Origin of the sequence: Filimonas lacunae (assembly GCF_002355595.1) — a bacterium.
In the GTDB taxonomy this organism is placed as follows: Bacteria; Bacteroidota; Bacteroidia; order Chitinophagales; family Chitinophagaceae; genus Filimonas; species Filimonas lacunae.
The window spans coordinates 704,036-728,349 of the sequence record NZ_AP017422.1 but is presented as its reverse complement, the minus strand read 5'-3'; the positions used below and the strand labels follow the sequence as shown (position 1 = coordinate 728,349).

Here is a 24,314-nt window from a genome sequence, read left to right as displayed (position 1 = left end):
CAATTTTTATACTAAATCGTTGCCATTGTGAAAATTTCAAAAATCTTACGCCACACCAGTGTAAAAACTGCATCCTAATATTGCTATATCAATCGGTAGTAACCGAAAAATTCAACAACTCATTTATTCACCAAAAATGAAAAGGACAGGTACGCCCCTTATCCTTACCGGTAAAAGCATGCCTGTAGTTTCAGCAAAACAGAAGTCCATCATACTATGCAAACACACATCATGACGCTGGAAGAGTTTACTATTCAGGAATTAAGAAACTTTCCGAAAGCTACCGGACAGCTATCCGGCCTGCTGCGCGATATTAGCCTTGCCGCTAAACGCATTAATGTAGAAGTAAACAAAGCCGGACTGGTGCATCATATCATTGGCAGCACCGGCACCACCAATATACAGGGCGAAGAAGTACAAAAACTGGATGAATTTGCCAATGCCCAACTGATTAATGTGCTACGTGGCGGCATTAACTGTGCAGGTATAGCCAGTGAAGAAACAGATGATATTATGCCTTTTGACGATCCCATGAGCAATAAGGCTAAGTATGTGGTACTGTTTGATCCGTTGGATGGCAGCAGCAATATTGACGTAAACATTTCCATAGGCAGCATCTTCTGCATCATGCGCCGGGTAACGCCATTGGGCACACCTTGCACAGAAGAAGATTTTTTACAGGATGGCAAAGCTATAGTAGCAGCGGGCTACATCATTTACGGTTCCAGCACCATGATGGTATATGCAACCCGCAGAGGAGTAAATGGCTTTACCCTTGATCCTTCTATTGGCGAGTTCACCCTCAGTCATCCCAACATTAGCCAGCCGGCTTCGGGTACTATCTACTCGGTGAACTATGGCAATTTTGGATCGTTCAGCGGACAAGTGCAACAGTTTATTGAGAATTGTCAGAACAGGCATAAAAATAATGGCGGCCCTTATTCGTTACGTTACACTGGCAGCCTGGTTGCCGACATACACCGTAACATGCTGAAAGGTGGCATATTCTTGTACCCCACCACCAGCAAAGCACCTAATGGCAAGCTGCGTTTATTATATGAATGTATGCCTATGGCATTTATTGTAGAGCGGGCAGGCGGCAAAGCCAGTAACGGCAGCAAAAGAATACTGGACATAAAAGCAACATCTCTTCACCAGCGATCTGCATTGATTATCGGCAGTGAAGAGATGATGATTGAATACCATAACGAACAACGTGTGGATACGTCCCGTCATCTGGTATACTAAAAACGACCATCAAAGCCTGTGATTAGGAACTAATCCAGGCTTTGATATACCAGTGCTTTAAACTTATCCTGTATCTCGCCATGAGTTAACGGCGATTGGTTAATAAACAGTAATCCTACCAGGTGCTTTTGCGGATCGGCCCAGTAAATGGTGCCAAAGTAGCCTCCCCAGGAAAAAGTACCCGTAGAAGCGCCCAGCTTAGCCATTCCTTTTTCGGTGGTGATTTCGAACCCCAAACCAAACTTGTTAAGCCCTACCTGAATATCACCTACCTGATTCATAATCATGAGTTCTACGGTACGGGGCGATAAGATGCGTTTTCCATTATAAATGCCTCCGTTCAGCAACGCCTGCAAAAAGATAGCATAGTCTTGTACGGTAGATACCAGGCCTGCACCACCAGAATAATAAGTACCTTTTCTTTTAGCATAGTCTACAGAAAAAGCGATGCCCGGTTTTTCTTGGTAAGGAACCAGTTTTTTCGTGTCTTTATCTATTGTGTATAGTGCTACCAGGCGATTTTGTTTTTCCTGTGGCAGGTAAAAATAAGTATCCTTCATGCCCAGTGGCTCAAAGATGCGTGTTTTAAAAAACTGGTCTAAACTCATACCCGACACTACCTCTACCAGGTAACCTAACACATCGGTGTTTAAGCCATAAGTGAATTTTTCTCCCGGGTTATGCTCTAATGGTAAAGTTCCTAAACGGGTAATAGCAGTAGCTAAATGAAATGTATCACTGCCTATACCTGATGGAATACTCGCCTTGGCATAAATAGCTTTTGTTTTTTTAGCACCAATGCCCGCATAACCAATACCAGAAGTATGCGTTAACAGATCGCGGATAGTGATTTCCCGCTTGGCGGGTGTGGTAGTATAAGAACTATCGGCTTCGTTAAACTGATCCAGCACCTGTGGTTTGGCAAAAGAAGGAATGTATTTAGAAATGGGATCGTCTAACAGCAGCTTTCCTTCTTCAAACAGCATCATTACCGCCACACTGGTAATGGCTTTGGTTTGGGAAGCGATGCGAAAGATATTATCTTTTTGCATAGTAGCGTTCCCTTCTGCCCCACCGGTTCCGAATGCCTTGTTATATACAATATTGCCATCACGGGCAATAAGTGCTATAGCACCTTTCAACCAGTTGCTGTCAATGTACTGCTGAATGGTTTTGTCGATACGTTGTAAACGTTCGGCCGAAACATGGGCCGCTGCCGGGGCGGCGGGATGCAATACTTCCTGGGCATTTACGGTTGCTGCTGCTGTCAGCGCCATGGCTGACAGCAGGTAAAATACATTTCTCATATTGTAAGCTGAAGGTTTTATAAAATGGGATCTAATGCTTTTTTATAAGTGATTGCATAAATGATAAAGGCCAGTACCATTAAAACTATGCCTGCCAGACATACACCCGTCCAACCAGCTGCCGACCACACGATCAATCCCACTGCCGAACCTAAGGAAGTGCCTATAAAGCTCACTGTCATAAACACAGTGTTCAAGCGGTTACGCGCCTGCGGCAATAAAGCGTAAATGCGGCTTTGATTAGATACGTGAATAGCCTGTATACCCAAATCCAGTATAACAATACCCACTATTAACACGGCCAATGTATGCGGAAAAATCAGGAACAACAGGTAAGAGCAGGCGATTACCATTATACCGTACCCGATAGGCACGCGTGGGTTACGCTTATCGGCCGAACCGCCTATCAGCGGTGCTATTAACGCACCGGCAGCGGCCGCCAGGCCAAACATACCGATGGTATCACTGTTATAATTAAAAGGCTCACTACTCAAATGCAACACCATCGCTGTCCAGAACATGCTAAAAGCACCAAAAGCCAATGCATTGATAGCAGAAGCTTCACGCAGCAGCGGTTGTTCTTTTACCAATGTTAACAGGGATTGCATTAATGAGCTATAGGAACCGGTGTAGTGAGGCTTACTATGTGGTAACAACACGCGCATCAGCAACAACAGGCTGGCGGTAATGCCGGCTGCTATCCAGAACATGCTGCGCCAGCCCATCCATACACCAACCCAACCACTAAGGGTACGCGACAGCAGAATGCCAACTAACAGGCCGCTCATAATAGAACCTACCACCTTGCCTCGCTTTTCGGGCGCTGCAAGGTGGGCGGCTAATGGTAATATTAACTGAGGAATAACAGAAGTAAAACCTATTAAAAAACTGGCTATTTCCAACATCAGCAGTGATGTAGACTTGGCGGCCAGTATTAAAGAAAGGACTGCTGTTAAAGTAGTGAACAGTATCTGTTTCTTTCTTTCCAGCATATCGCCCAACGGTACCAGAAAAAGCAAACCCAGGGCGTATCCTATTTGTGTAAGCACGGTAATATTACCTGCTTTTTCTTTCGCAACTCCAAACTCTTTACTGATAGGTAGAATTAATGGCTGACAATAATAAATGTTAGCTACAATTAATCCCGTGCAGGCAGCCATTAACACAATCTGCCCACGACTTAACACATGCTCCGGCTTTTTTTCCATGAAGCAAAGTTACGTGCAGTGAAAGGTTTATTTGCTGCTTCCAAATACTGTTTTCAACAGATCAGTGGTACGGGCAACAGGATCTTTACGAATGGCCTTTTCTTCCTGCCCTACCTGGTAAAACACACCTGTTAATGCTTTTTCAGTAACATAGGCGCTTAAATCAGGATTGATTTTAGACACCAATGGTATTTTGTTGTAAGCAGTGATCAACGTATTCCAATGTTTGGTAGCCCCTACTTTAGACAATGAAGTTTCAATCACCGGCTTAAAAGCGGCTGCTAAAGGAGAAGTGGTTTTTACCTTTAAATAAGTGGTAGCTGCAGTGTCAGAACCTTTTAAAATACCTACGGCATCGGTAATGCTCATCTCTTTAATAGCATTTACGAAAATAGGTGCTGCACTTTTAGAAGCATCTTCTGCTGCGCGGTTCATAGTAAGGATAGCGCTATCTACCATATAACCTAAACCAACACTGCGTAATTTCTTTTCTACATTCTGCGCTTCTGCAGGTAACAGAATTTTCACTGCTGCATCTTTAAAGAAACCATCCACAGAGGATAATTTGGTAGTACCTTTTTGTACACCCTGACTCAACGCTTCTTTTAAACCGCTGGCAATAGTGCTAGAGCTTAAAGAATCAGAACTGCCACTGCCGGTTACTGATTTAAGAAGGCTGCTAAGGCCAGAAGATTTGCTGGTAGAAGAAGTATCCTTCTTTAAAAATTTGCTTAACTGCGCCTGAGAAGTACCATAAGAAACCAGGGCAACTGAAAATAACACGAAAAATCTTTTCATATCGGAGTTATAAGGTAGTCAAAAATAGCATCCTGCCACAACATAACAAGTTAAATGTGACCCACCGGGCACTATAATCGGCCAGCCAGTTATGGACTAAATAACCTTTTATGCCAACAAAATGACAAAATTCACCCGCCAATGAACATACAGGCATTTAATACACACATTGTTTTACATTTGATTTTTAGTATTAACCTGGTCATATTTAGATTATTATGATAAAAAAATACGCCTGGATAGGCTTAAGTGTATTAGTATTTTCCTGTGGTAACGAAACTGAAAAAGGGGCAAGCGACAACGAAAACACCACTAACACCAGCAACCCGGCTCCTGCTGCAATGGGCTATACGGTAGTAAAGGTTTTTCCGCACGACACCTCTTCTTACACCCAGGGACTTATCTGGCACAACAATGCACTGTATGAAGGCACCGGACGGGAAGGATTTAGCAGGTTGGCGAAGCTAAACCTGGAATCGGGTAAGGCAGAACAACAGGAACTGATTGCTAAAAACGAGTTTGGCGAAGGCATTACCATACTAAACAATAAGATATACCAGCTTACCTGGCAAAACCATAAGGTGCATGTGTACGACCTGGCTACTTTTAAAAAGATAGAAGAATTTACCTGGGATTATGAAGGCTGGGGCATTACCACCGATGGTAAAAGCCTGATTATTAGCACAGGTAGCAGCAATTTGTATTTTGTAGACCCGGCCACTTTCAAAATTATAAAAACAGTAGGTGTAACCAATAACTACGGCCCGGTAGAAAACCTGAACGAGCTGGAACTGGTAAACGGTTTCGTGTACGCCAATAAATACCTGACTAACTACATTTTGAAAATTAACCCGGAAACCGGTAAGGTGGAAGCGATGTTAGACTTACAGGATATTTTTCAGAAAAGTGGTAAAACATACGATCAGGGCAGCATACCCGATCCTGACCAGGACGTGCTGAATGGCATTGCTTTTAACGCTGCCACCAACACGTTTTACGTAACCGGCAAACAATGGCCGGCACTGTTTGAAATTAAATTGAACTAGCGCTTTTTAGCGATGTAAATAACAGAGCTGCTTTTTTCGGGAGAAGAAGCAGCTTTTTTATTGCTCTTCCATCCATTGATAAAGGCTGCAAACAGGTTGGATTTACCGGTGAGATATTGCTCACTTAACATGCTCACATAAAAGCTATCAAATTTCATAGGCTTTAAGGCTACCACCTCAAACCCATGCTGTGCCAGCAGGGAACGCATAGAAGCAGGTGAAAAATGATACAGGTGGCGTGGCACATCGTAGGCGGCCCAGCTGGCGCCATAATGCTGCGCATCAAAACTGGTATAGTTAGGCACTGCTATAACCAATGTACCGCTTTGTTGAAGAACAGACTGATAACGGTTTAAATATCCATGCAAATCGTGTACATGTTCCAGCACATGCCACATGGTAATAACATCATAACTGGCAGCAGGCAAAGTATGCAGGCTTTCCAGCGTTTGTAATGTTAACCCGTGGTTTTGTTGTGCATTGGCGCGGGCGGTTTCGTCGGGTTCCAGCCCTGTTACTTTCCAGCCATTTTGTTGCATTACCGCCGCAAATGCACCGGTGCCCGCCCCTACGTCCAGCAAACTACCCGTTTTTTTACCACTTACAGCCGTTATCATTTTATGCTTTTGCTGAAGGGTAATGTTTCTTACGATATGATACAGGCGGTTAATCAGTCCTTTTTTAGTATCGGAATGCGATACATAAGCATCTGATTGATAATACCTGCCAATAGCCGCCGGTTCAGGCACGTTTTGTGTAAAGCGAAGGGTACAGTTTCCGCATTCCCAAATGGAAAATGTTTCGTGGCTAACAGTATGGTCCTGCGCATCCAGAACAGGGGATATATTAGTATGGCTACAGCCGGGGCATTGTGTATACATGATCGTTTGACTCATCGGAAGGCAAAGAAACGAGTTTGTTACACATTAAAGTAAAGTTTGAGTTAAAAATAAAACAAGAAATGCTTCTTTGCCTTAACTTGTCAATCAATCATGAACAGGCGTTTATCCAATACAATCCGTGCTTGTAAACAGGCAGTCATGTATGTGCCCGTAACCTGGTACTTCTTACTGTTTGTTATCAGCAGCTGGCTGGCATTCTTATGGCTATTGCAGCAGCAACACATGCCCGAAACCTCTTTCAGTGCTATATTTTCACTGTTACTGCTGGTGGCATTTGCCAGTTTAACCATACTGGTTTCCTTTGCTTTTTTAACGGTGCTGCTTTCATTTATTGTTTTTACACTGAAAAAAAGGCGTAACAAAGTGGAATGCAGAATAGACACACCGGCTGAAAATGTAAAACATCCGGCCCGGCAGCTGGTACACGTGTACATTGCTCCTGTGTTAAAACCTATACTGGGTTTTATTAAACTCCGGCTTATTTACGACGATAACCAATACAGCAACAAGTTTACATTGGTGCCACAAAAAGGACAGAAAAATAATATTGCCGTGCTGGAAGGTGTGTATGAATGGCCCCTACCTCAAATAAGGGAGTATAATGTGGCTAAAGTGATGGTGTACTTTGAAGATTTTCTGCAGTTTTTTTCGTTCACCTTTACCCTTCCCTGCAACAGCCGCTTTTATATACGTCCGCAGGTGGAAAAAACAGCAGAAATAAAGGCAGCGCCCCGCAAAACAGAAGAAACCAATCAGCGCATTGAAGAACTAAAAAAAGTAGAAGGCGAGCATTTACATTATAAGAACTTTGAAGCGCATGACGATGTGAGAAGAATTGTATGGAAGATATATGCACGTAACCGCGAACTGGTGGTGCGTACCCCTGAAATACAGGATCCATACGCTTCGCACTTATGTTTGTTTGCTTCTTTTCATACCGGCTTTGATATCACTAATAATGAAGTAATACATTTCCCTTTCCAGGACTATTTCAAAACCGCTGTATGGAACACCTATCTGCAACTGGTAAAGCAGGGATTTGAAGTAGAATATATTGCCGACCAACAGGTAGTAGCCCCCGCCCTTACCGATGTAAAGCAAGCCGTACAATACAGCATCACCGCCAGTCACTGGCAAACCGATAAAGATTTACACACCTATATAAAGCCAAAGGATGCGGCAGTTGTAGTGATTTCTTCCTTAAACAGTTATGACGAAGTAGCCCGGTTGGTAGAACAGCATGGTAACGACATCACTTTTGTGTTTGTGCAATTAAGCAAAAGCATACGTGGTGCCTACGCCAGTCAATGGCTGCAGTGGTTGTTTGTAAGCCAGGAAGCCAACTCGTATGAAGTGTATAAATCGCGCTGGCGCTTTTCGCGCTTAAGAAGCCGGATACTTGCCAATGAGAAGAAGATAAAGCATTTACTGGCCCAGTATGAAAAACCCGTTGTAAGATAAGCATGAAGATAGGAAACGTACATAACGCGAAAAAGGTATTGGCTCAATTGCTGCTGCTGGCAGTGCCCACAGTAATATTAATGGCTTACCTGCTGTGGAACCTGAATCGCTATGAAGATATATTACGCAATAACTGGGAAAAGCAATCGCTTTACTTTGCCGGTGGTATAGCCGGGGCTATTATTTTATATAGCTACCGCTTTCGTTTTATCACCACCGCTGCCGTACTGTTTGTGGTAGGCTATGCTACTTATACATACATGGGCAGTATTACCGTGGGAGAATTTGACGCTTTTTTTGTATCGGTGCAATTCCTCATCTTTTCCATTTTATTTTCTATTGGATGGATATGCGGCTTTGGCTTTTCCCGCTCGCGCTATTTTACGGTATTCTGGAGTGTGTTTTTGCTGGCGATACAAATAGTTACCATTAGCAAAACCAACGACATTACAGCCCGGGCTATTATCGCGGCCTTTTTACCTACACTGGCTTATGCCGTGTATATCATTTATACCGCTGAGCTGATACGTAACATGAACCCATCAGAAAGACATTTTGGATGGTTTGTTACCAAAAGAATGGTGGGCTTTGGCATAGTGATGGCCGTGTTATTCTTTGCGGTGTTAAAAGCTTTTGATAAAGACTTTAAAGCAGTAGAAAAAGAATGGGGACATGGCGAAGGCAAGTATGATAAAAACAAGAGCAACCAGGAAAGCATGACCAAAGACAACCGGGATGGCACCATTAGCAATAAAGACCAGACCCAGTTGACCGGTTCACTGAATAAAGGCAAACGGCTGGTGTTTGTAGCCAAACTGGATAATTTTTTTGAAGACGGTAAAACACCCAACCCGCTTTATTTTACCGCTTATTATTATACCAGATTTGATACGCTGACACAGACCTTTGAAATGGACAATAAAATGCCCGACAATGATCTGTTCAGGCCCGATCCTTCTAAAATACCTATCTACTTTGCCAAAACAGATTCTTCCGTTATAAAAAATACACATGCTACCAAAGCACGGAAAGTAGTAACCGCAGAAATATATAAAACCTTATTATCTCCTTCTGATTTTGTGGCGCCTTCTACTGCCTTCTTTTGTCAGCCGTTACCTGTAGAAGCAGACTATAAGGATAAATACAAAAGCGCCTACCGCGCTAAGATGTGGGTGAGCGATTTAAACAGCGCCTACTTCATTTATAACCCGGCCGGTAACCAGATGCTGGAAAGCTTCCAGGAACAACGTTTTAAAACACTGCGTCAGGTAACCGACTATACCAGCATACCTGATAGCTTTATGAAATACTACACCTTTATGCCGCAGGATGCGGAATACGGTCGTATTAAAACATTGGCAGGTCAAATAACACAGGGGGCCGCTACCCCACTGGACAAGATGGTAGCCATCAGAGATTATTTTACAGGTAAAGATGAGTTTGGGCAACCGCTTTTTAAATATGAAAATAACCCTGGCATACCTGGTATGCCCAGCGCGAATAAACTCACCTACTTTTTATTTGAAAACCGAAAAGGCTATTGTGCTTATTACGCAGGTGCCACCTTGTTTATGTTACGCGCCATGGGGATTCCTTCGCGTATAGCCACCGGCTTTTTAACAGTGGACCGTAGCAGTAAAAACCCTGGCTGGTATTGGTTTTACGAAGACCAGGCGCACGCCTGGGTACAAGTATATTTTCCCGGTTATGGCTGGATAGATTTCGATACCACCATTCCCGATCAGGAAGCCCACGATGCCGACCAGCCCGACGAAACGCCACCGTTAAGCATGCAACAGGCTTATATGGTAGCTGACGGACATATAGTATCGGTTGACAGCACCACCAAAAAACTGGTAATGACAGTAGATAAATTACTGTTTCACGATCAGAACTATGAAACCACACGCCCGGATACACTGAGCGTGGATGGAGCCATAGCACAGGTTTCGGCAGATTCTGGCGTAGTGCCATTTAGTGCATTACGTAAAGACATGCACATTACCGCTGCCTCTTCGGCCGAAGTATTAAAAGACATGACCGCTACGCCGGTAGAAACTATTAAAGACGTACTGAAACGTGTACCTAAGCCTGCCCCTACCGACCAGATTAAGATTATTGAAGACGAAGCCACCACCCCACCGCATAAAAACATGTTTGAGAACATTGAACCTGTTAACTGGTTAAAAGTGCTGGCCACGGTGTTGATAGTAGCAGCCGCCCTTTTAGTGCTGGTGTTTGCAATGCCATGGATCATCTGGCAAGTGCTGCATATGCGTGCAAAAGGCAATAAACCTGCTTCAAACAAAGCATATAATCAATACAGGGCTGCGATGTATTATTTAAACCAGCTGGGTTATGCCCGCAATCATAAAAGCCCGGGTGAGTATGCAGCCCAAACAGATGCCCAATTTGGCACACGCTTTATTGTATTCAGCAACGTATATCAGAAACTGAAGTACAGCTCGTTGCCTTTCACCACACAGGAAGAAGCGGTGGTACAAGAATTTTATAAACCATTTATAGCCAGTGTACGCAAACAAGTGCCTTTACGCAAAAGGGCCGCTAAATTCCTGAACATTTATAACACAATTCATTATTTCACGCAACCTAAATAATACATACGCATGGAACAAAATATTGAGATAGAACAGGCATTACACAATATCCAACAACTGGTAGGCAATATTGAAAAGGTAATACGTGGTAAAAGACACCAGATAGAGCTGATATTAACCGCTTTGCTGGCGAAGGGGCATATATTAATGGAAGACAACCCCGGTACCGGTAAAACAGTAATGGCCAAAACACTGGCACATAGCATATCGGGACAAAAAGCAGGCAGCGAAGTAAACTTTAAGCGTATACAGTTTACCCCCGACCTGTTGCCTATGGACCTGATTGGTTCGCATATTTTCGACGATGTCCGTAAAGAGTTTGTGTTTAAAAAAGGACCGCTGTTTTGTAACGTGCTGCTGGCAGATGAAATTAACCGTGCTTCTCCTAAAGTGCAATCTGCCCTGCTGGAGTGTATGGCCGAAAACCAGATTACCATTGGCGAAACTACTTATCCGCTGGAACAACTGTTCTTTACTATTGCCACCCAAAACCCCGTGGAAATGGAAGGCACCTATCCATTACCTGCCGCCCAGTTAGACCGTTTCTTCTTAAAGATCTATTTCGGTTATGTGGATGAAGCCACCGAACTGGACATTTATAAAGATTATTTAGGCATTCAAAATAACATGCAGCACGTACACCAGGTGTTAAGCATGGATGAAATATTACTGTTGCAGCAGGAAACAGAAAAAGTGTATTTGCACGATGAACTGATTACCGCTGTACGCAACATTGTATGGGACACCCGCAAGCACCCGGATATTGTGTTAGGCGCCAGCACCCGTAGTGGCATTACCTTTTTAAAATGTTTGAAAGCATTTGCCCTGGTAAACGGCCGCACCTTTGCTACAGAAGATGATTTAAAACGCATTACTACAGCTGTATTAGACCACCGTTTAATATACCGTAACAAAGAAGCCAAGCAAAAAGCATTGGCTGGTATTTTAGATAAAGAACTGGACAGGCTGAGCAAACTGAAAATTGACAGGCAGTAACAGAATAGGTCATTTCTAATTCAACAGGTTTTGATAAATAAGAAGATGATATATATAAAGGGCAGCCAGCTACAATGCCGCATGAACAAAAGCTTTACCGCCTTTGCTTTGTTGCTGTGCGCTATGCTGCTTTTTTCCGTTCACCCTTTGCTGGCGCAAGGCAATGCCGCTGCCCGCTATGAGATAGATGCCAAACGACAGGGAGTGAAGCCCACCGATAAGGATGCTTTGCCCCGCAGCCGTGAATTTATACGGCTGGACAGCACCTATTATGTGGGGTGGATGTATGAAGGCATTTATAAGTGCGATCGCAGCTCGGACTACCTGGGTTATAAAAACGCCATCCCTGCCCTGCAAAAGGCACTGGCCTTAATAGAAAAAGATTACGGCAACTCCTTACGGGGCCTGTATTCTTCTATTGAATATTTTGCCCAGAACGTACCACGCTACCAGGACATGTTTTTTATATTCAATGCCCTGAAGGAATGTTACGACAACCTGGAAATGCCTGATAAGGTTATTGAGCTGTTAGATAAAATAGACCGTTATCATTTTAAAAAGGATTATTTCGGCACCTATTACCATCGTGCGTGGACCTATCACCGCAACCGTTTTCTTACCTCAGCCAACTTTCCTTTTTTAAAGAACAGCGTGGAAGAAAACGAGCGCATGGCCTTCTTTTACTGCTACCAGGGCCTGCGGTTTATTCAACAGAACAAACCGCAGAACGATACATGGTTTGGCCCTATGCAGGCCGAGAATGACAAGCTTACTATTTACCATTATATGGCAATGCTGCACTGTTATAATAAAAACTACGACAGCAGCGAATATTACTACCGCATCCTGGCTTCCCGCGGAGCCGTATCGTGGAATAACTATGGCAGCATGCAAGCCGAAACAGGCAACTTTGCCCGGGCTATTGAATATTATAAGCGCGACCAGTTTAAATCCTTCTCTCATATACTGCACGAGCCTTACTACTATCTGCCTATGCTAAGTGTGTATGGTGGTAAAACCAAAGAAGCTATTAAAACTGTTCAGGAAATTATTCAGCAAAACGGCTCTACGCCTGGCTTTGGCTGGTATAACCTGGCACTGGCTCGCAGCTATATGTATGATGGGCAACTAGACAGCAGTGAATATGCCCTGAATAAAGCAGCTAATTTTAAAGAGATTCATATAGGCACTACACTTACCCAAAGCCAGTATAACTTTACTGTAAACCTGCTGCGTGTGCAGCTGCTGGACCGGAAAATAAGTCAGGTAAAGTTTACAGATAAAGGCTGGTGGTATTCGCCTACAGCTTTGTATAAGATAGCGAGCTATACCTCTGAAAAAATGAAAACAGAATACGTAACGGTGAACGAACTGGCTTTTAACCCGGAACGTACCCGTGTAGTATATGACTTGTTTTGTTCGGAAGCCACTACCTCTTTTGATGAAGCCTGGTATTTAATGAAAGACTTCAGCCCTACTTTCTTCCAAAAGAAATACGAGAACTACCTGAACACCGATAAGCGCGAAAATGTACTGCGCTATTTTTACCTGTTTGCCGCTAAGTTTAAATGGGAGAAAGGCGATAAAAACGAAGCCCGCACAGACTTTGAAACATTGGAGAAAAACAGCATGCTGGATACCGCTAATGAAAAGTTGTTTATGGGCAGGCTGTATGAAGGGCTGATTAAAGCAGGGAATAAAACCGGGCAAAGCTATGTTGCTACGTATACCAATGCCCTGTACGAAACCTATCCACAGTTATTGCCTTTCAGCGGCATTACCCCTTCCATCAGCCTTAGCGTAAGCGGGCAGGATGATGCTGTTACCAAAGCAGTAGTGAAACAAATTAAAGGTTGTGATATATCTGTGGCCGATGAAAACACGCCAGGAATACCACATGCCACTATACAGTTTAATAAAAGAGGGAATAAATACGAAGCGCTTTTTCAGGTAATAAGTGGCAATGGCAAACCAATGGTGCAGGGTGGCAGGTTGATATTTACCCCTACCCAACAGGCAGGCGCCGAAATTACTTTACGCTTGTTTGGTAAAGGCGGAGCAGTAGAATTATAAATACCTTATTATAAAAAACGGGAACCGGTTAGGATATACTCCTTTTACCTGTTCCCGTTTTTTTATATCGGTTGAATAACGTTAATGCACTTTGAAATAGTAGATCAATGCTATTAAAGCTACAATAGCCATAATGATAGCATACAACCACCATTTATCATGGTGGGGCTCTGTAGAAGCAGGCGCTGACGGCTCGTCGTCCTTCAGCATTTCTTTCATTTCGTTACTGCTACGAATGTTTTCTCCTACCTTCACCTCATGAGTAGCGTCTTTACGCACTACCCTTTCGGCAACTGTATCCGGAAAATACTGCTGCACAGATTGTTCGGGCTGGAAAGAATAAGACTCACCAAATTCTTTTCTAAGGGTACCGATACCGGGTAATTTACCTTCATTACCCCTGCCTAATTCATTTTTCAGGTAAAAACTGAGGTCGTTAAACTGCTTAATAGCGTCAATTTCAGTCAAACCAAGATCTTCAGAAAGAAATTCGTACAGGGATTTTTCGGGCGTAGCATTTTTATCCATGCTAAACCGGATAACGGATATAGGGCTGTGTAACTGTTTATTCAAAAAATCAAGGCGACCTGGGATATGTTCCACAGTAAAGGAACCAATTCCGGGGACAACCATTTTTTTATTGAAAATCAGATACTTATATAAACTATTATACATGTCTACTTACTACTATTTACTGCTTTGACCGAACGAATATACAACTCCTCCCAGAACATTAAATCCAAGAACCTCATACTGATTCCAACGTTGGTATTTATTATTCAGCAAATTATTGAATTGTACCCAAACATTCAAACGCGGCATCACACCAAATTCGATACCTGCGTTCAAATCAACAGCAGCATCCAGTTTTTGAGCCTGTAGTGTTTTACTACGGTAACGGGCTCCATCCCAGAAGTAAATGTCGCTTTTCAGCATCACATCCTTCAAAATTTCCCAGCGCAAGCTACCGTTTATTTCAAAAGGCACCAGTCCGTAGGCTTTTTCATTGGTTTTGAGATTGCTATACTGTGTAAAAGTAGCACCACCCAATACAGAAAACTTCTCCTGGATGGTATAACCTATTTCACCGTGCAGGCGGATAGCTTTCATTTCTTCCTCATTGATCACTTCAAAAGAACGCCCCGTGGTAGTATCATTTACAAAAAGCGGCTGGTTATTGAATTTCAGGTAAGAAACACGGGCATTGTAGGTAAAATGACTACCGGCCGAACCTTTGAAACCAGCAAATTGTTCATTGATACGGGCATTGAGCAACGACTTAGGCTGTTGCAACCAAGGGTTGAAAGCAGACAAAGACTGGTAAGTGGTTTTGTGATAATATCCTGTCCAACCCAATTGCAGAATAAATCTTTCATCTTTGATTTTCGCTTCTGCGGTAATGTCTGGCAGCATATGAAAATCTTTATTATCCCAGGAAGGAATAAAGCCGCCCACAATTTTCAGGTTATCTGATTTGTATTGTAAGGCAGGAGAAATGTAAAACAGGTTATTATTAATAGCCTTGCCGGTTAACACACTGTCACTTTTGTAGTGTGTGAGATCGGCAGTAACACCCAGGTTGAATGCGAAATTCTCGCCAAAGGTTTTGGTGATAGGCGCGTTGAATTTGAAATTGGTTTCGCTCCCCTTTTTGTTATCATTCAACTGACTGAAGGCAATAGTGGGGTGATAACTTACTCCATAACCATTATCCTGTTTGTTACGCAAACCTGCTGTAATGCCAATGGTGGTAAAGCGTTGTCTTAAGCTGTCTTTACTGTTTTTGCTTTCATCAGCACCGGCAAAACCATACTGGTATTGCACATCATTATTAAAAGATACTTTGCCATCCCACTCGATGTTATCATTAGGATTAAATACCCCAATGATGTCAGCACCGGTTTTGGAAAACCGCTGAAACGGCAGGCTTCCTTTAGAAGACGTATGTTTTACATGTGCATTCACCACCGTTTTTTTGCCATCGCCAAAGGCAAATCCAGCCTGTAAATAAGGCGTGGTATAGTTACCAAAGCCCGCTTTGATATAGTGGTTGTTCTCCCACGGCAACGTAGAGTCGATAGACAATGCCATAGGTTTTAACGAAGCTGGTTCGTAACTGAAAAAAAGGTTTTGCGAAGGTACCCTGTACTGTAGTTGCGGCAACACAGAATCGGGCTGTGGAGAAGCTGCACTGAAATTGACCTTAGCCGCATTACGCAGCGCAGGTTTAAAAGAGGAGGTTACCACCACTGTGCGGGAAGCCAGTGTATCCCCTTCTTCCCTTGCGGCTATATCCTGCTTTTTGCTGCCGGATTTAGCGGCAGATTTAGTAGAGGTACTGGTTGCGCTTTTCTTAGCAGCTGTGTTTTTACCAGCCGTCTTTTTAGCAGCTGCCTGCTTTTGTGTAGCAGACTTGGCCGCTGGCTTACGCTTTTGCGCCCACACGCCTGCTGTGCTACCTATTAATAATAATATAAGGATAATACGTTTCATGCTTCTTGGTTTACTGTTGTGGTTCTACTTTACTGTTCTTGTTCTTTTCCGCCACTACTACATCCAGCTTTTGCTGTGCTTCTTTTTTCAGCTCTTCGTTGGCTGCATTTTCTACAATGCTTTTCAACGTTGCTTCTGAGTTGAAGTAGTCTTTTTGCTGGAAGTAGATCTCACCCAGCAGTATATATGATTTCGTAATCCAGTAATCGTATGATCCGGCTTTGTTAATTACATCAAAAGCTGCCTTTTCTGCATCTTTTAAATTGCCTTTGGTTAAGGTAATTTCAGCCACATGGTAGCGGGCTTCCGCACCATATTCTGATTTACCTAAAGCAATAACTAATTTATATGAGGTTACCGCATCTTCCAGCTGGTTGTTCAGTTGATAGTTTTTAGCCACTACCATATTAGCCATCATCTTATCATCGGTAGCCAAACCTTTTTGCAGTAACAGTTCCTGTGCATTAGGCACTGCTTCTGCCCATTGCTGCTGTTTCAGCTGGCAACGCAGTAAGCCGCGCATAGCTTCCAGTTTGTTTTCGGTTTGTACAGCAATAGAACGCAGCTGTGCAAAGTATTGAGAAGCCTTCGGATAGTCTTTCAGTTCAAAGTAGTAAATGCGTGCCGCCTGTAGTATACTTATTTCGGCATACTTGTTAGGCGCTTTGGCTGCTACCGCTTCGTAGTGGGGTAAGGCTTTGGCTAACTCTTTCTTATCGTTATAAATAACCGCAACCTGGTAATGGGCATCCAGTGCATTGCGGCCGTCAGGGAAACCTTTTAAATAACCTTCCAGTGCCGGCAGTGCCTGGTTGGGCTGGTTATTATTATAAGGTATTACCGCAGCTACGTAAGTCAGTGAATCTTCTTCGCTATAAGTTACGTTTTTACCGTTCTGACGCATAAAGTTGACAAACTCACCGGTACGTTGCTGGCTTACAAAGATGTTGCGTACATATTCCACCGCAGCATCGCTTTCAGCAGCATTGGGATACTCGGATACCAGCTTTTTAAAGTAGTTCAGCGCTTCAACGTCGTTGTCGAGGTTAAAGTAAGAAACACCTGTTTTTAAATAAGCTTGTGGTTTTAAGTTAGCCGCTTTTTTATCGTTGATCACCTTGGTTAAAGCAGGTATGGCGCTTCTGAAATCTTCGTTAGCCATATAGCTGTTGGCAATTTCCATATTGGCATCTGCTACCAGGGAAGAAGCCGGGTAACGTTTTTCCAGGGAGCTTAACAGGCTTACCTTTTCGTTGGTTTTGTTGTTGGCGCCAGCGATAATCGCTTTTTGGTATAAAGCATAATCAGCAGCAGGCAGGTTATTGCTCAGCACGTTCTCATACATCTGCTGTGCCTTTGGATAACGCTTGGTCATGAAATAGCAATCCGCACTTCTTACATAAGCATCCTGCTGCACCGCAGAAGAAGAACCGGATATAGAAGTGGTGATGGCTTCAAAGTGTTGCAATGCCAGGTCATAACGCTCCTGACGCAAGAAGGCATACCCTAAAGTATAGTGTGCATTTGCCTGGTTAACCTCGCCATATACTACCGGGCGTGTAAAATAGCTTTGCAGAAAATAGATGGCAGAATCGATTTTATTGGTACGGTAAGAGATCTCCCCTTTCCAGAACCAGGCAAAAGGCTGTTGTGAAGTGCTATAAGGAGCAGCCAGTAACTTGTTTAATAATCCATCGGCCTGTACTATTTGCTGATCATTCACCATCTCTACTGCACGACCATATAAAATTTTAGGATATACTTTTTGTACAGTTACACTACCTGTTCCAACACTCTCTGTTAACGCCAACGCTTCCTGATAGTTGTTGGTGTTGGCCAGCACACTGATCAGTAGCTCTTTCGCTTCGTTTACGTAGGTAGATTTAGGATAGGTAACCAGGAAATCTTTTAATTCGTTTAAAGCCACATCGGTATAGCCCAGTTCGTAGCTCAGTTTACCATAGTGGAATTTGGAGATTTCTTTTTGTGTGGCATTACTGCTGTTTAAAGCACAAAACAGGAATGCACTTCTGGCCCCTGCTTTCTGATCTGTTTTTAAGTAAGCATCCGCCAACAGATACATACTATTCTGCGCCAGCGAATCGCTTTTACCCCCCAGCTCTTTAAACCCACTGATAGCCTTGGCCCACTGTTTAGCCTCGTAATAGCAATAGCTCAGTTCATATAGATCTTCACGACGTACCTTTTCGGTATTCTGCACATATTTTTCCAGGTAAGGCAGCGCCTTGGCATATTCTCTTTTTTCAAACAACGCATGCCCTATCAGCTTGCGTAGCTGCATATCATAGTACTGTCCGCCTTTTGCCAAAGCCGCTTCGCCATAAGCAATAGCCTCATCTTTATCGCCACTGAAATAATAGATTTCCGTAACGTAATAAGGCACTATTTTCTGGTAGGCAGGTTTGTTTTGTACAATTTTAAAAGAAGCTAACGCATCCTTATAGTTTTTCTCGTAAAAAGAAATAAAGCCATAGTAATACGTAGCATCTATATAGTTGGGATCGGAAGGTATCTGCCTGATAGCATTAAACAGCGGGCGCGCATCTGAAAAGCGCTTCATGGTAAAGTAGGCATATGCCTGATGAAACTTTACATCCGCTATTTCGCGGTTGCTCAGGTTGGCCACTCCTGCTTTTTCGTAATAGTCAATAGCACTGCTATAGTCCTGCTTTCTGAAATAGAACTCGCCTAAGTGGTAGCACAACATTTCTATACGCGGCTTGTAATGCTCCATCTTTATAAAGTCGATAGCAGAAGCTTCAGCACTGGCATCGTTCATACGCAGGCCGCATACAATAGTATAGTATCTTGCTTCTACCTGCGTGCTCACAGGAATGCCACTGTAGTTGGGCTTTGCAGTATAGTCTAAGCTTTTAAATAAAGGATAGGCAAGACTAAATTTTTCTTTCTGGTATAGTTCCTTGGCCAGTTTAAAGTTTGCATCAGGATCGTTATTGGCTTTAGTAGCCTGCGCATTCACTTGTCCCATGCATGATAAAAAAACAGAGGCAAGGAAATATGTCGTAAGCTTTTTATTCATACTTTGGTGGAACGGGGATTTTTAGCAAATATTTTACAGCGCGTCATAATTAAACGCAAAAAACCGTTTAAAGATAGCAAGGAACGCTTGCCGGGTCTGTTATTGTGGATAAACATTCAGAACCTCTTACATTTGTGCCCGCAGTGTGAAGAAATCGTTTTAACCAATTTGATAAACCAATCCGATGAAGAGACTATTATCTATCCAGTACAGTGAAGGAATGTTCAATTTTTCCATGTTATTACTCCGTATTGCTTTTGGTGGCCTGCTGTTATTGAATCATGGCATGGATAAACTGATGAACTTTCCGGTGAGGGCGGCTCATTTTATCAACTTTATGGGCATAGGCTCCAAGGCATCATTGATACTGGTGATTTTTGCAGAAGTATTTTGTAGCTTATTTATAGTGCTGGGGCTTTTTACACGTTTTGCTGCTATTCCCTTAATTATAACCATGCTGGTAGCCATTTTTAAAGCGCATGCCGGTAATTTTCAACAGGCCGAATCGGCAGTAATGTACTGTACCGCGTTTTTTGTGCTGCTGTTTTGTGGCCCTGGTAAAGTAAGTGTTGACGGAATGATGAGAGGGTAATAATTTGCAACTATGTACGAATCAACAACTCAGGTGCGTGTACGGTATGCAGAAACCGATCAGATGAACGTGGTGTATTATGGCAATTATGCACAATATTTTGAAGTAGGACGGGTAGAATGTATACGCCAGCTGGGGTATACGTATAAAGACATGGAATTATCGGGTGTAATGATGCCGGTGGTAGAACTGAACATTAAATACCTGCGTTCGGCCACTTACGATGATTTAATCACTATCAAAACACAGATACGGGAGCTTCCCACCGATCATAAAATTGAATTTCACCAGGAAGTATTTAATGAACAAGGCAAAATGCTTACGTCTGGTAAGGTGTTGCTGTATTTCCTGGAAATGAAAACCTGGAAAAAAACAGTCATCCCTGAAGAACTGCGTTCACGCCTGGCCCCTTATTTTGAACCGAAGGCTTAACGGTTATTTTAGCTCGTCAAGCACTTTATACATCTTTTGAATCACCGAACTTACGCTACCATCGTAGTTATTAATAATGATGGCAAAAGTATACTGGGTACCATTCTTAGCAGTATGGTATCCAGTAAAAGCTTTACAACCTCCAATAGTGCCGCTTTTCATTTTCATGCTATTATACAAGGGCAGTGCCGCGTAAAAGCTATTGAACCAGGGCTTTTTAGCAGCATATTGCAACACACTTACCAACGCCTTGGGTGTTACCCTGTTTTGCGGAGATAGGCCACAGCCATCCGCTATTTTCAGCGCGGAAGGCTCTATACCGTTTTGCTTCCAGAAGTCTTTTACCAACTTTACCCCATTTTCAGTAGAACCCAATTGGCCCTGCTGAGCAGGCAAGGTTTTTAGTAAAGCTTCCCCATAAAGATTGATGCTTTTTTGTAAAAACCAGTATACCATACTATCCAATGTGGGTGAATATAACGTGTCCAGGGCTTCCACTATTTGACTGCCGGTATACTTTACAGCATCGGGTTGCGTAATTACCTCTACACCACCTGCAACGGTTATTTTGCTTTGCTCCAGCGTTTTTTGCAGCTCGCCCCCCAGTTGAAAAGCCGGATTAGGCAAGGCCCCGGATATTTTAAAACTGCTACCAGGCGGCACCGTACCTTCTGCAAACCCCATGCTGGCGTAAGGCGCCATATAAATGTAGCCGTTATCGCCGCTACCCGGTTTTCCTGTTTTTAATAAGCTGTTTACGATAGCAGCTTGCAATTCAGGCACACTTCCCGTTATATCCACCTCTTCTCCTTCCTTTTTTCCCGGCTTCAGCAACAGATCGTACGTGTTTTCATTCCAGTTCAAAGCCCAGGAGCCGGCACCATAATAATTCCCAATATCATCCCATATCCACCCACCTGGCGTTGACTGATAGCTAAACCGGGAATTATCCAGCAATAACTTGCCGGTAACCGTGTGGATGCCTTTATTGACAAAAGCATCGACCAGCCTTTGTAATACCAATTTACGGGTGGTGGCCGGATACCGACTGCTACCTAAAGTAGGATCGCCCTGGCCTGATAAATACACATTTCCCTGTAATGTACCGTCGCTCACAGTACCATCACTACCTAATATGGTAGCATATCTGAAATTGCTGCCCAGCAAATCCAGTGCGGCTGCGGCAGTAACCACTTTTTGTGTGCTGGCGGGAGCCATGCCTATATTGCCATTGATGTTACACAGCACTTCGCCGGTTTCGGTATTCTCTACGTAAAAACCCAACAACGCATGCTCCATCTGTGCATCTGCCTGTAATTGCTGTAAGGCCTTTTGCAACCGGGCAGATACGTTTTGCGCCTGTATATAGGGGCTACTCAACAGCAGTAACAGGATACTGGCAATTATTTTGTTCATGGCCTTTTTTTCGTTTATTCAATTTACACTCCCCCACTCCTTCTTACCTTGCACTAAAATTAACCATTCGCATGGAGAATAATACTACTGCCACACCAGCAAAAGTATCTATAATAACCATTGGAGATGAACTATTGATAGGACAGGTTGTGGATACCAACAGCGCCTGGATGGCGCAACAGTTAAACCTGGCAGGCTTTAACGTACACCACCGTGTTGCTGTGGGCGACACCTGGGAAGATATATGGGAAGCCCTGGACCAGGAAAGCAAACGTGCACAGATTATATTAATTACCGGTGGCCTTGGCCCCACTGCCGACGATATTACCAAACCCCTGCTCTGCCAATATTTCAATGGTAAGCTGGTAAGGCATGAGCCTACTCTGCAACACCTGGAGCAGCTATTTACACAAATACTGAAAAGACCGCTTACCGACCGCAACCGCCATCAGGCAGATGTGCCTGATGTATGCACCGTATTAAGCAACGAACGCGGCACCGCACCGGGTATGCTGTTTGAAAAGGATAACCGTGTATTTATTTCCCTGCCAGGCGTGCCACACGAAATGCAGGGCATCATGACCAAACATGTCATACCCCTTTTACAGGAACGCTTTAATCCGGGCATTGTAGCCCACCGCTACCTGCTTACCGCCGGCATTGGCGAATCGGATCTGGCAGATCGCATTCAGGAATTTGAAACCGCCTTACCCGGCTTTATCAAACTAGCTTATCTACCCCACTATGGCATGGTAAGGCTTAGACTTACAGCACGTGGCGAAAAGGGTGAGCAACATATTATCTCTACACTCGAAGAGCAGTTTACCTTACTCCAAACCTATGTGCAGGATGTGATGGTGGTGAATGAAGATATTTCTATACAAGCCATGGTAGGCAAACTGTTACTGGAGAGAAAACAAACCATGGCCACAGCGGAAAGCTGCACCGGGGGGTACATTTCTCATTTAATCACTGCTATGCCCGGCGCATCTGCCTGGTTCAATGGCAGCGTGGTAAGCTACTCCAATAAAATAAAAGAAACCGTTTTAAACGTAACACCGGAAACCTTTACCACCACCGGCGCAGTAAGCGAAGAAACCGTAACCCAGATGCTCACCGGTATTTTACGGGTAATGAATACCGATTACGCCATTGCTGTTTCAGGTATCATGGGCCCCGATGGAGGAACACACGAAAAGCCCGTAGGAACAGTATGGGTAGCGGTGGGTAATGCCCAACATACCGAAACCCGTAAGTTTCAGTTTCGTTACGACAGGATGCGAAATATTGAAATGACTGCGATCAACGCTTTGAATATGCTACGTAAGTTTATACAAACACATTAAGCTATAAAAACAAGAGCTGCTAAAGTATTAGCAGCTCTTGTTTTTATATACTTTATATCGTTGCAAAGCTTATTGCTTTATCAATTCTACCTTCCCTGTTTGCACCACTACAGAAGAGTTGATAGGTAACTGCTGTATGCCTTTAGTATTAAACTCTGTCCACAGCCTGGTCCAGGAGGTGGCGAAGGAACTCAGGTAACCAGATGGCAAAAGCAGCGGCACCTTCACATACACATACGTAATAGGAATATACAGTTTACCATTCTCCTTTTTTATAGTAAAATGTGCAGTATAGACCTTATATCTTTTATCAGAAATATTGTAATGACGATTCAGTTCAGAGCTATCTAATAATGCATCGCATAAAGAGTCTGTTAATGCATTATAAGAATAACTGAGCGCATAGGAGTTCACCACTGAATCCGTGCCTAGTAATGATATCTCATTACTATTTACATTCTGTACATTGGCCTTGTAGTTTGCTACAGTGTACGCAATAAATGCCGTATCTGCATCCATATCCAGCTTCAACGTTAGTGGATACAAACTATCCTTAGGTGTGCCAAATATAAACATGGCCGAATCCCGGGCATTTGTCATTAAAGACAGAATGGAATCCTTTGAGTTGGTAGTATGACCAGAAGTATATAACGTTGGAGCATTAAACGTGACTGTTGCGGAAGTTTTGTATACGCCTGTATAATTGGTTTCTAACGTAGTTTCCGACGATTCTTTTTTACAAGAGAGGGCTCCTAAAGCAATGCATAAACTGATGATGCCAATTGTTGTTTTCATTTTTTAAAGGTTTGCTTGTTTATGATGGGTGAAATTATTTTACTTCATAGGTATGATACTGTGCCTGATGATGCACAGGAAATTTACAGGAGTTAGCAATAAAGCAAAGTTCATTCGCTTTCTGGTGCAGGCTATCTGCCAAAGGTATCATGGCAGCTTCTGCTACAGTAATGACTGGATGCAGCGTTACTTCTGTAAAATGCCCGCCCCCGTTGGCGGTTTCTTCCATAATGCCTGTAGCCTTGTCTTCATAAGCAGTTACCACAACACCCGCTTCGGCACACAGGTGCAAATACCACAGCATATGACAGGATGATAAAGAAGCCACCAAAAGCTCTTCCGGATTATACCGGCTTATATCGCCCCGGAAAGCAGGATCGGAAGAGCCGGGAATAGTGATTTTATCCCCGGCCTGAATAATATGATCTCTGTTATATACCGTGTACCCACCGGTTCCCAGGCCTTTATTGCCAGTCCAGGTAACTGTAAGTGCATAGGTATGTTGCTTGTTGCTCATATTTG

At 43.3% G+C, this 24,314-nt stretch carries 19 protein-coding genes; 9 read left to right on the top strand and 10 right to left on the bottom strand.

Annotated elements, in window-relative coordinates:
- Positions 1–216 precede the first annotated feature (216 nt).
- Positions 217–1,248, top strand: coding sequence for a class 1 fructose-bisphosphatase (fbp, locus tag FLA_RS03005; protein ID WP_076382028.1), 1,032 nt, complete (start codon positions 217–219; stop codon positions 1,246–1,248).
- A gap of 29 nt (positions 1,249–1,277) precedes the next feature.
- Here the strand turns inward: fbp and FLA_RS03000 are convergent, their stop codons facing one another.
- From FLA_RS03000 to FLA_RS02990, 3 genes are read right to left on the bottom strand one after another with little or no spacing between them, the layout of a single operon-like run.
- Positions 1,278–2,555 carry a serine hydrolase domain-containing protein gene (locus FLA_RS03000; RefSeq protein WP_076382029.1) on the bottom strand — a complete coding sequence of 426 codons (1,278 nt, stop codon included), beginning with the start codon at positions 2,553–2,555 and terminating at the stop codon, positions 1,278–1,280.
- Between the two features lie 17 nt (positions 2,556–2,572).
- A complete protein-coding gene (locus tag FLA_RS02995) occupies positions 2,573–3,763 on the bottom strand; it encodes an MFS transporter (protein ID WP_076382030.1) in 1,191 nt (396 codons plus the stop codon).
- A 27-nt stretch (positions 3,764–3,790) separates the two neighbouring features.
- Complete coding sequence (locus FLA_RS02990; RefSeq protein ID WP_076382031.1) at positions 3,791–4,561, bottom strand: DUF4197 domain-containing protein; 771 nt, start codon at positions 4,559–4,561, stop codon at positions 3,791–3,793.
- Between the two features lie 218 nt (positions 4,562–4,779).
- Here FLA_RS02990 and FLA_RS02985 point away from each other — a divergent pair, with 218 nt between their 5' ends.
- Entirely contained in the window at positions 4,780–5,607 is an 828-nt protein-coding gene (locus tag FLA_RS02985) for a glutaminyl-peptide cyclotransferase (protein ID WP_076382032.1), read from the top strand.
- On the opposite strand, the gene FLA_RS02980 is transcribed toward FLA_RS02985, so the two are convergent.
- Positions 5,604–6,488, bottom strand: coding sequence for a class I SAM-dependent methyltransferase (locus FLA_RS02980; protein WP_096510693.1), 885 nt, complete (start codon positions 6,486–6,488; stop codon positions 5,604–5,606). The genes FLA_RS02985 and FLA_RS02980 overlap by 4 nt on opposite strands.
- 159 nt (positions 6,489–6,647) lie before the next feature.
- Here FLA_RS02980 and FLA_RS02975 point away from each other — a divergent pair, with 159 nt between their 5' ends.
- From FLA_RS02975 to FLA_RS02960, 4 genes are read left to right on the top strand one after another with little or no spacing between them, the layout of a single operon-like run.
- Positions 6,648–7,970: a DUF58 domain-containing protein gene (locus tag FLA_RS02975; protein ID WP_076382034.1), complete on the top strand. Its 1,323-nt coding sequence runs from the start codon at positions 6,648–6,650 to the stop codon at positions 7,968–7,970.
- Between the two features lie 2 nt (positions 7,971–7,972).
- Positions 7,973–10,588 carry a transglutaminase domain-containing protein gene (locus FLA_RS02970; RefSeq protein ID WP_076382035.1) on the top strand — a complete coding sequence of 872 codons (2,616 nt, stop codon included), beginning with the start codon at positions 7,973–7,975 and terminating at the stop codon, positions 10,586–10,588.
- Positions 10,589–10,597: 9 nt separating this feature from the next.
- Positions 10,598–11,584, top strand: a complete 987-nt coding sequence (locus FLA_RS02965) for an AAA family ATPase (protein WP_076382036.1) — start codon at positions 10,598–10,600, stop codon at positions 11,582–11,584.
- 45 nt (positions 11,585–11,629) lie between these two features.
- Positions 11,630–13,657: a tetratricopeptide repeat protein gene (locus FLA_RS02960; RefSeq protein WP_076382037.1), complete on the top strand. Its 2,028-nt coding sequence runs from the start codon at positions 11,630–11,632 to the stop codon at positions 13,655–13,657.
- Between the two features lie 81 nt (positions 13,658–13,738).
- Here the strand turns inward: FLA_RS02960 and FLA_RS02955 are convergent, their stop codons facing one another.
- The 3 genes from FLA_RS02955 to FLA_RS02945 all read right to left on the bottom strand — a co-directional run bounded on the left by FLA_RS02955 (position 13,739) and on the right by FLA_RS02945 (position 19,160).
- Entirely contained in the window at positions 13,739–14,185 is a 447-nt protein-coding gene (locus FLA_RS02955) for a hypothetical protein (protein ID WP_144264159.1), read from the bottom strand.
- Positions 14,186–14,344: 159 nt separating this feature from the next.
- A complete protein-coding gene (locus FLA_RS02950) occupies positions 14,345–16,150 on the bottom strand; it encodes a TonB-dependent receptor (RefSeq protein WP_076382039.1) in 1,806 nt (601 codons plus the stop codon).
- 10 nt (positions 16,151–16,160) lie between these two features.
- Positions 16,161–19,160, bottom strand: coding sequence for a tetratricopeptide repeat protein (locus tag FLA_RS02945; RefSeq protein ID WP_076382040.1), 3,000 nt, complete (start codon positions 19,158–19,160; stop codon positions 16,161–16,163).
- Between the two features lie 235 nt (positions 19,161–19,395).
- Between FLA_RS02945 and FLA_RS02940 the strand changes: the two genes are divergently transcribed.
- A complete protein-coding gene (locus FLA_RS02940) occupies positions 19,396–19,803 on the top strand; it encodes a DoxX family protein (protein WP_076382041.1) in 408 nt (135 codons plus the stop codon).
- Positions 19,804–19,815: 12 nt separating this feature from the next.
- Positions 19,816–20,235 (top strand): acyl-CoA thioesterase, encoded by a 420-nt coding sequence (locus tag FLA_RS02935; protein ID WP_076382042.1) that lies wholly within the window; start codon positions 19,816–19,818, stop codon positions 20,233–20,235.
- A gap of 3 nt (positions 20,236–20,238) precedes the next feature.
- Here the strand turns inward: FLA_RS02935 and dacB are convergent, their stop codons facing one another.
- A complete protein-coding gene (gene dacB, locus FLA_RS02930; RefSeq protein WP_076382043.1) occupies positions 20,239–21,651 on the bottom strand; it encodes a D-alanyl-D-alanine carboxypeptidase/D-alanyl-D-alanine endopeptidase in 1,413 nt (470 codons plus the stop codon).
- 71 nt (positions 21,652–21,722) lie between these two features.
- Here dacB and FLA_RS02925 point away from each other — a divergent pair, with 71 nt between their 5' ends.
- Complete coding sequence (locus tag FLA_RS02925) at positions 21,723–22,997, top strand: competence/damage-inducible protein A (protein WP_076382044.1); 1,275 nt, start codon at positions 21,723–21,725, stop codon at positions 22,995–22,997.
- Positions 22,998–23,066: 69 nt separating this feature from the next.
- Here the strand turns inward: FLA_RS02925 and FLA_RS02920 are convergent, their stop codons facing one another.
- Both FLA_RS02920 and FLA_RS02915 read right to left on the bottom strand, forming a co-directional pair.
- A complete protein-coding gene (locus FLA_RS02920) occupies positions 23,067–23,792 on the bottom strand; it encodes a hypothetical protein (RefSeq protein WP_076382045.1) in 726 nt (241 codons plus the stop codon).
- Between the two features lie 34 nt (positions 23,793–23,826).
- Entirely contained in the window at positions 23,827–24,309 is a 483-nt protein-coding gene (locus FLA_RS02915; RefSeq protein WP_076382046.1) for an OsmC family protein, read from the bottom strand.
- Positions 24,310–24,314 lie beyond the last annotated feature (5 nt).

Bases quoted from the DNA above. Each gene is read 5' to 3' on its own strand.
- fbp (WP_076382028.1), top strand. From the start codon at position 217: ATGCAAACACACATCATGACGCTGGAAGAGTTTACTATTCAGGAATTA.
- FLA_RS03000 (WP_076382029.1), bottom strand. From the start codon at position 2,555: ATGAGAAATGTATTTTACCTGCTGTCAGCCATGGCGCTGACAGCAGCA.
- FLA_RS02995 (WP_076382030.1), bottom strand. From the start codon at position 3,763: ATGGAAAAAAAGCCGGAGCATGTGTTAAGTCGTGGGCAGATTGTGTTA.
- FLA_RS02990 (WP_076382031.1), bottom strand. From the start codon at position 4,561: ATGAAAAGATTTTTCGTGTTATTTTCAGTTGCCCTGGTTTCTTATGGT.
- FLA_RS02985 (WP_076382032.1), top strand. From the start codon at position 4,780: ATGATAAAAAAATACGCCTGGATAGGCTTAAGTGTATTAGTATTTTCC.
- FLA_RS02980 (WP_096510693.1), bottom strand. From the start codon at position 6,488: ATGTATACACAATGCCCCGGCTGTAGCCATACTAATATATCCCCTGTT.
- FLA_RS02975 (WP_076382034.1), top strand. From the start codon at position 6,648: ATGTATGTGCCCGTAACCTGGTACTTCTTACTGTTTGTTATCAGCAGC.
- FLA_RS02970 (WP_076382035.1), top strand. From the start codon at position 7,973: ATGAAGATAGGAAACGTACATAACGCGAAAAAGGTATTGGCTCAATTG.
- FLA_RS02965 (WP_076382036.1), top strand. From the start codon at position 10,598: ATGGAACAAAATATTGAGATAGAACAGGCATTACACAATATCCAACAA.
- FLA_RS02960 (WP_076382037.1), top strand. From the start codon at position 11,630: ATGATATATATAAAGGGCAGCCAGCTACAATGCCGCATGAACAAAAGC.
- FLA_RS02955 (WP_144264159.1), bottom strand. From the start codon at position 14,185: ATGGATAAAAATGCTACGCCCGAAAAATCCCTGTACGAATTTCTTTCT.
- FLA_RS02950 (WP_076382039.1), bottom strand. From the start codon at position 16,150: ATGAAACGTATTATCCTTATATTATTATTAATAGGTAGCACAGCAGGC.
- FLA_RS02945 (WP_076382040.1), bottom strand. From the start codon at position 19,160: ATGGGACAAGTGAATGCGCAGGCTACTAAAGCCAATAACGATCCTGAT.
- FLA_RS02940 (WP_076382041.1), top strand. From the start codon at position 19,396: ATGAAGAGACTATTATCTATCCAGTACAGTGAAGGAATGTTCAATTTT.
- FLA_RS02935 (WP_076382042.1), top strand. From the start codon at position 19,816: ATGTACGAATCAACAACTCAGGTGCGTGTACGGTATGCAGAAACCGAT.
- dacB (WP_076382043.1), bottom strand. From the start codon at position 21,651: ATGAACAAAATAATTGCCAGTATCCTGTTACTGCTGTTGAGTAGCCCC.
- FLA_RS02925 (WP_076382044.1), top strand. From the start codon at position 21,723: ATGGAGAATAATACTACTGCCACACCAGCAAAAGTATCTATAATAACC.
- FLA_RS02920 (WP_076382045.1), bottom strand. From the start codon at position 23,792: ATGAAAACAACAATTGGCATCATCAGTTTATGCATTGCTTTAGGAGCC.
- FLA_RS02915 (WP_076382046.1), bottom strand. From the start codon at position 24,309: ATGAGCAACAAGCAACATACCTATGCACTTACAGTTACCTGGACTGGC.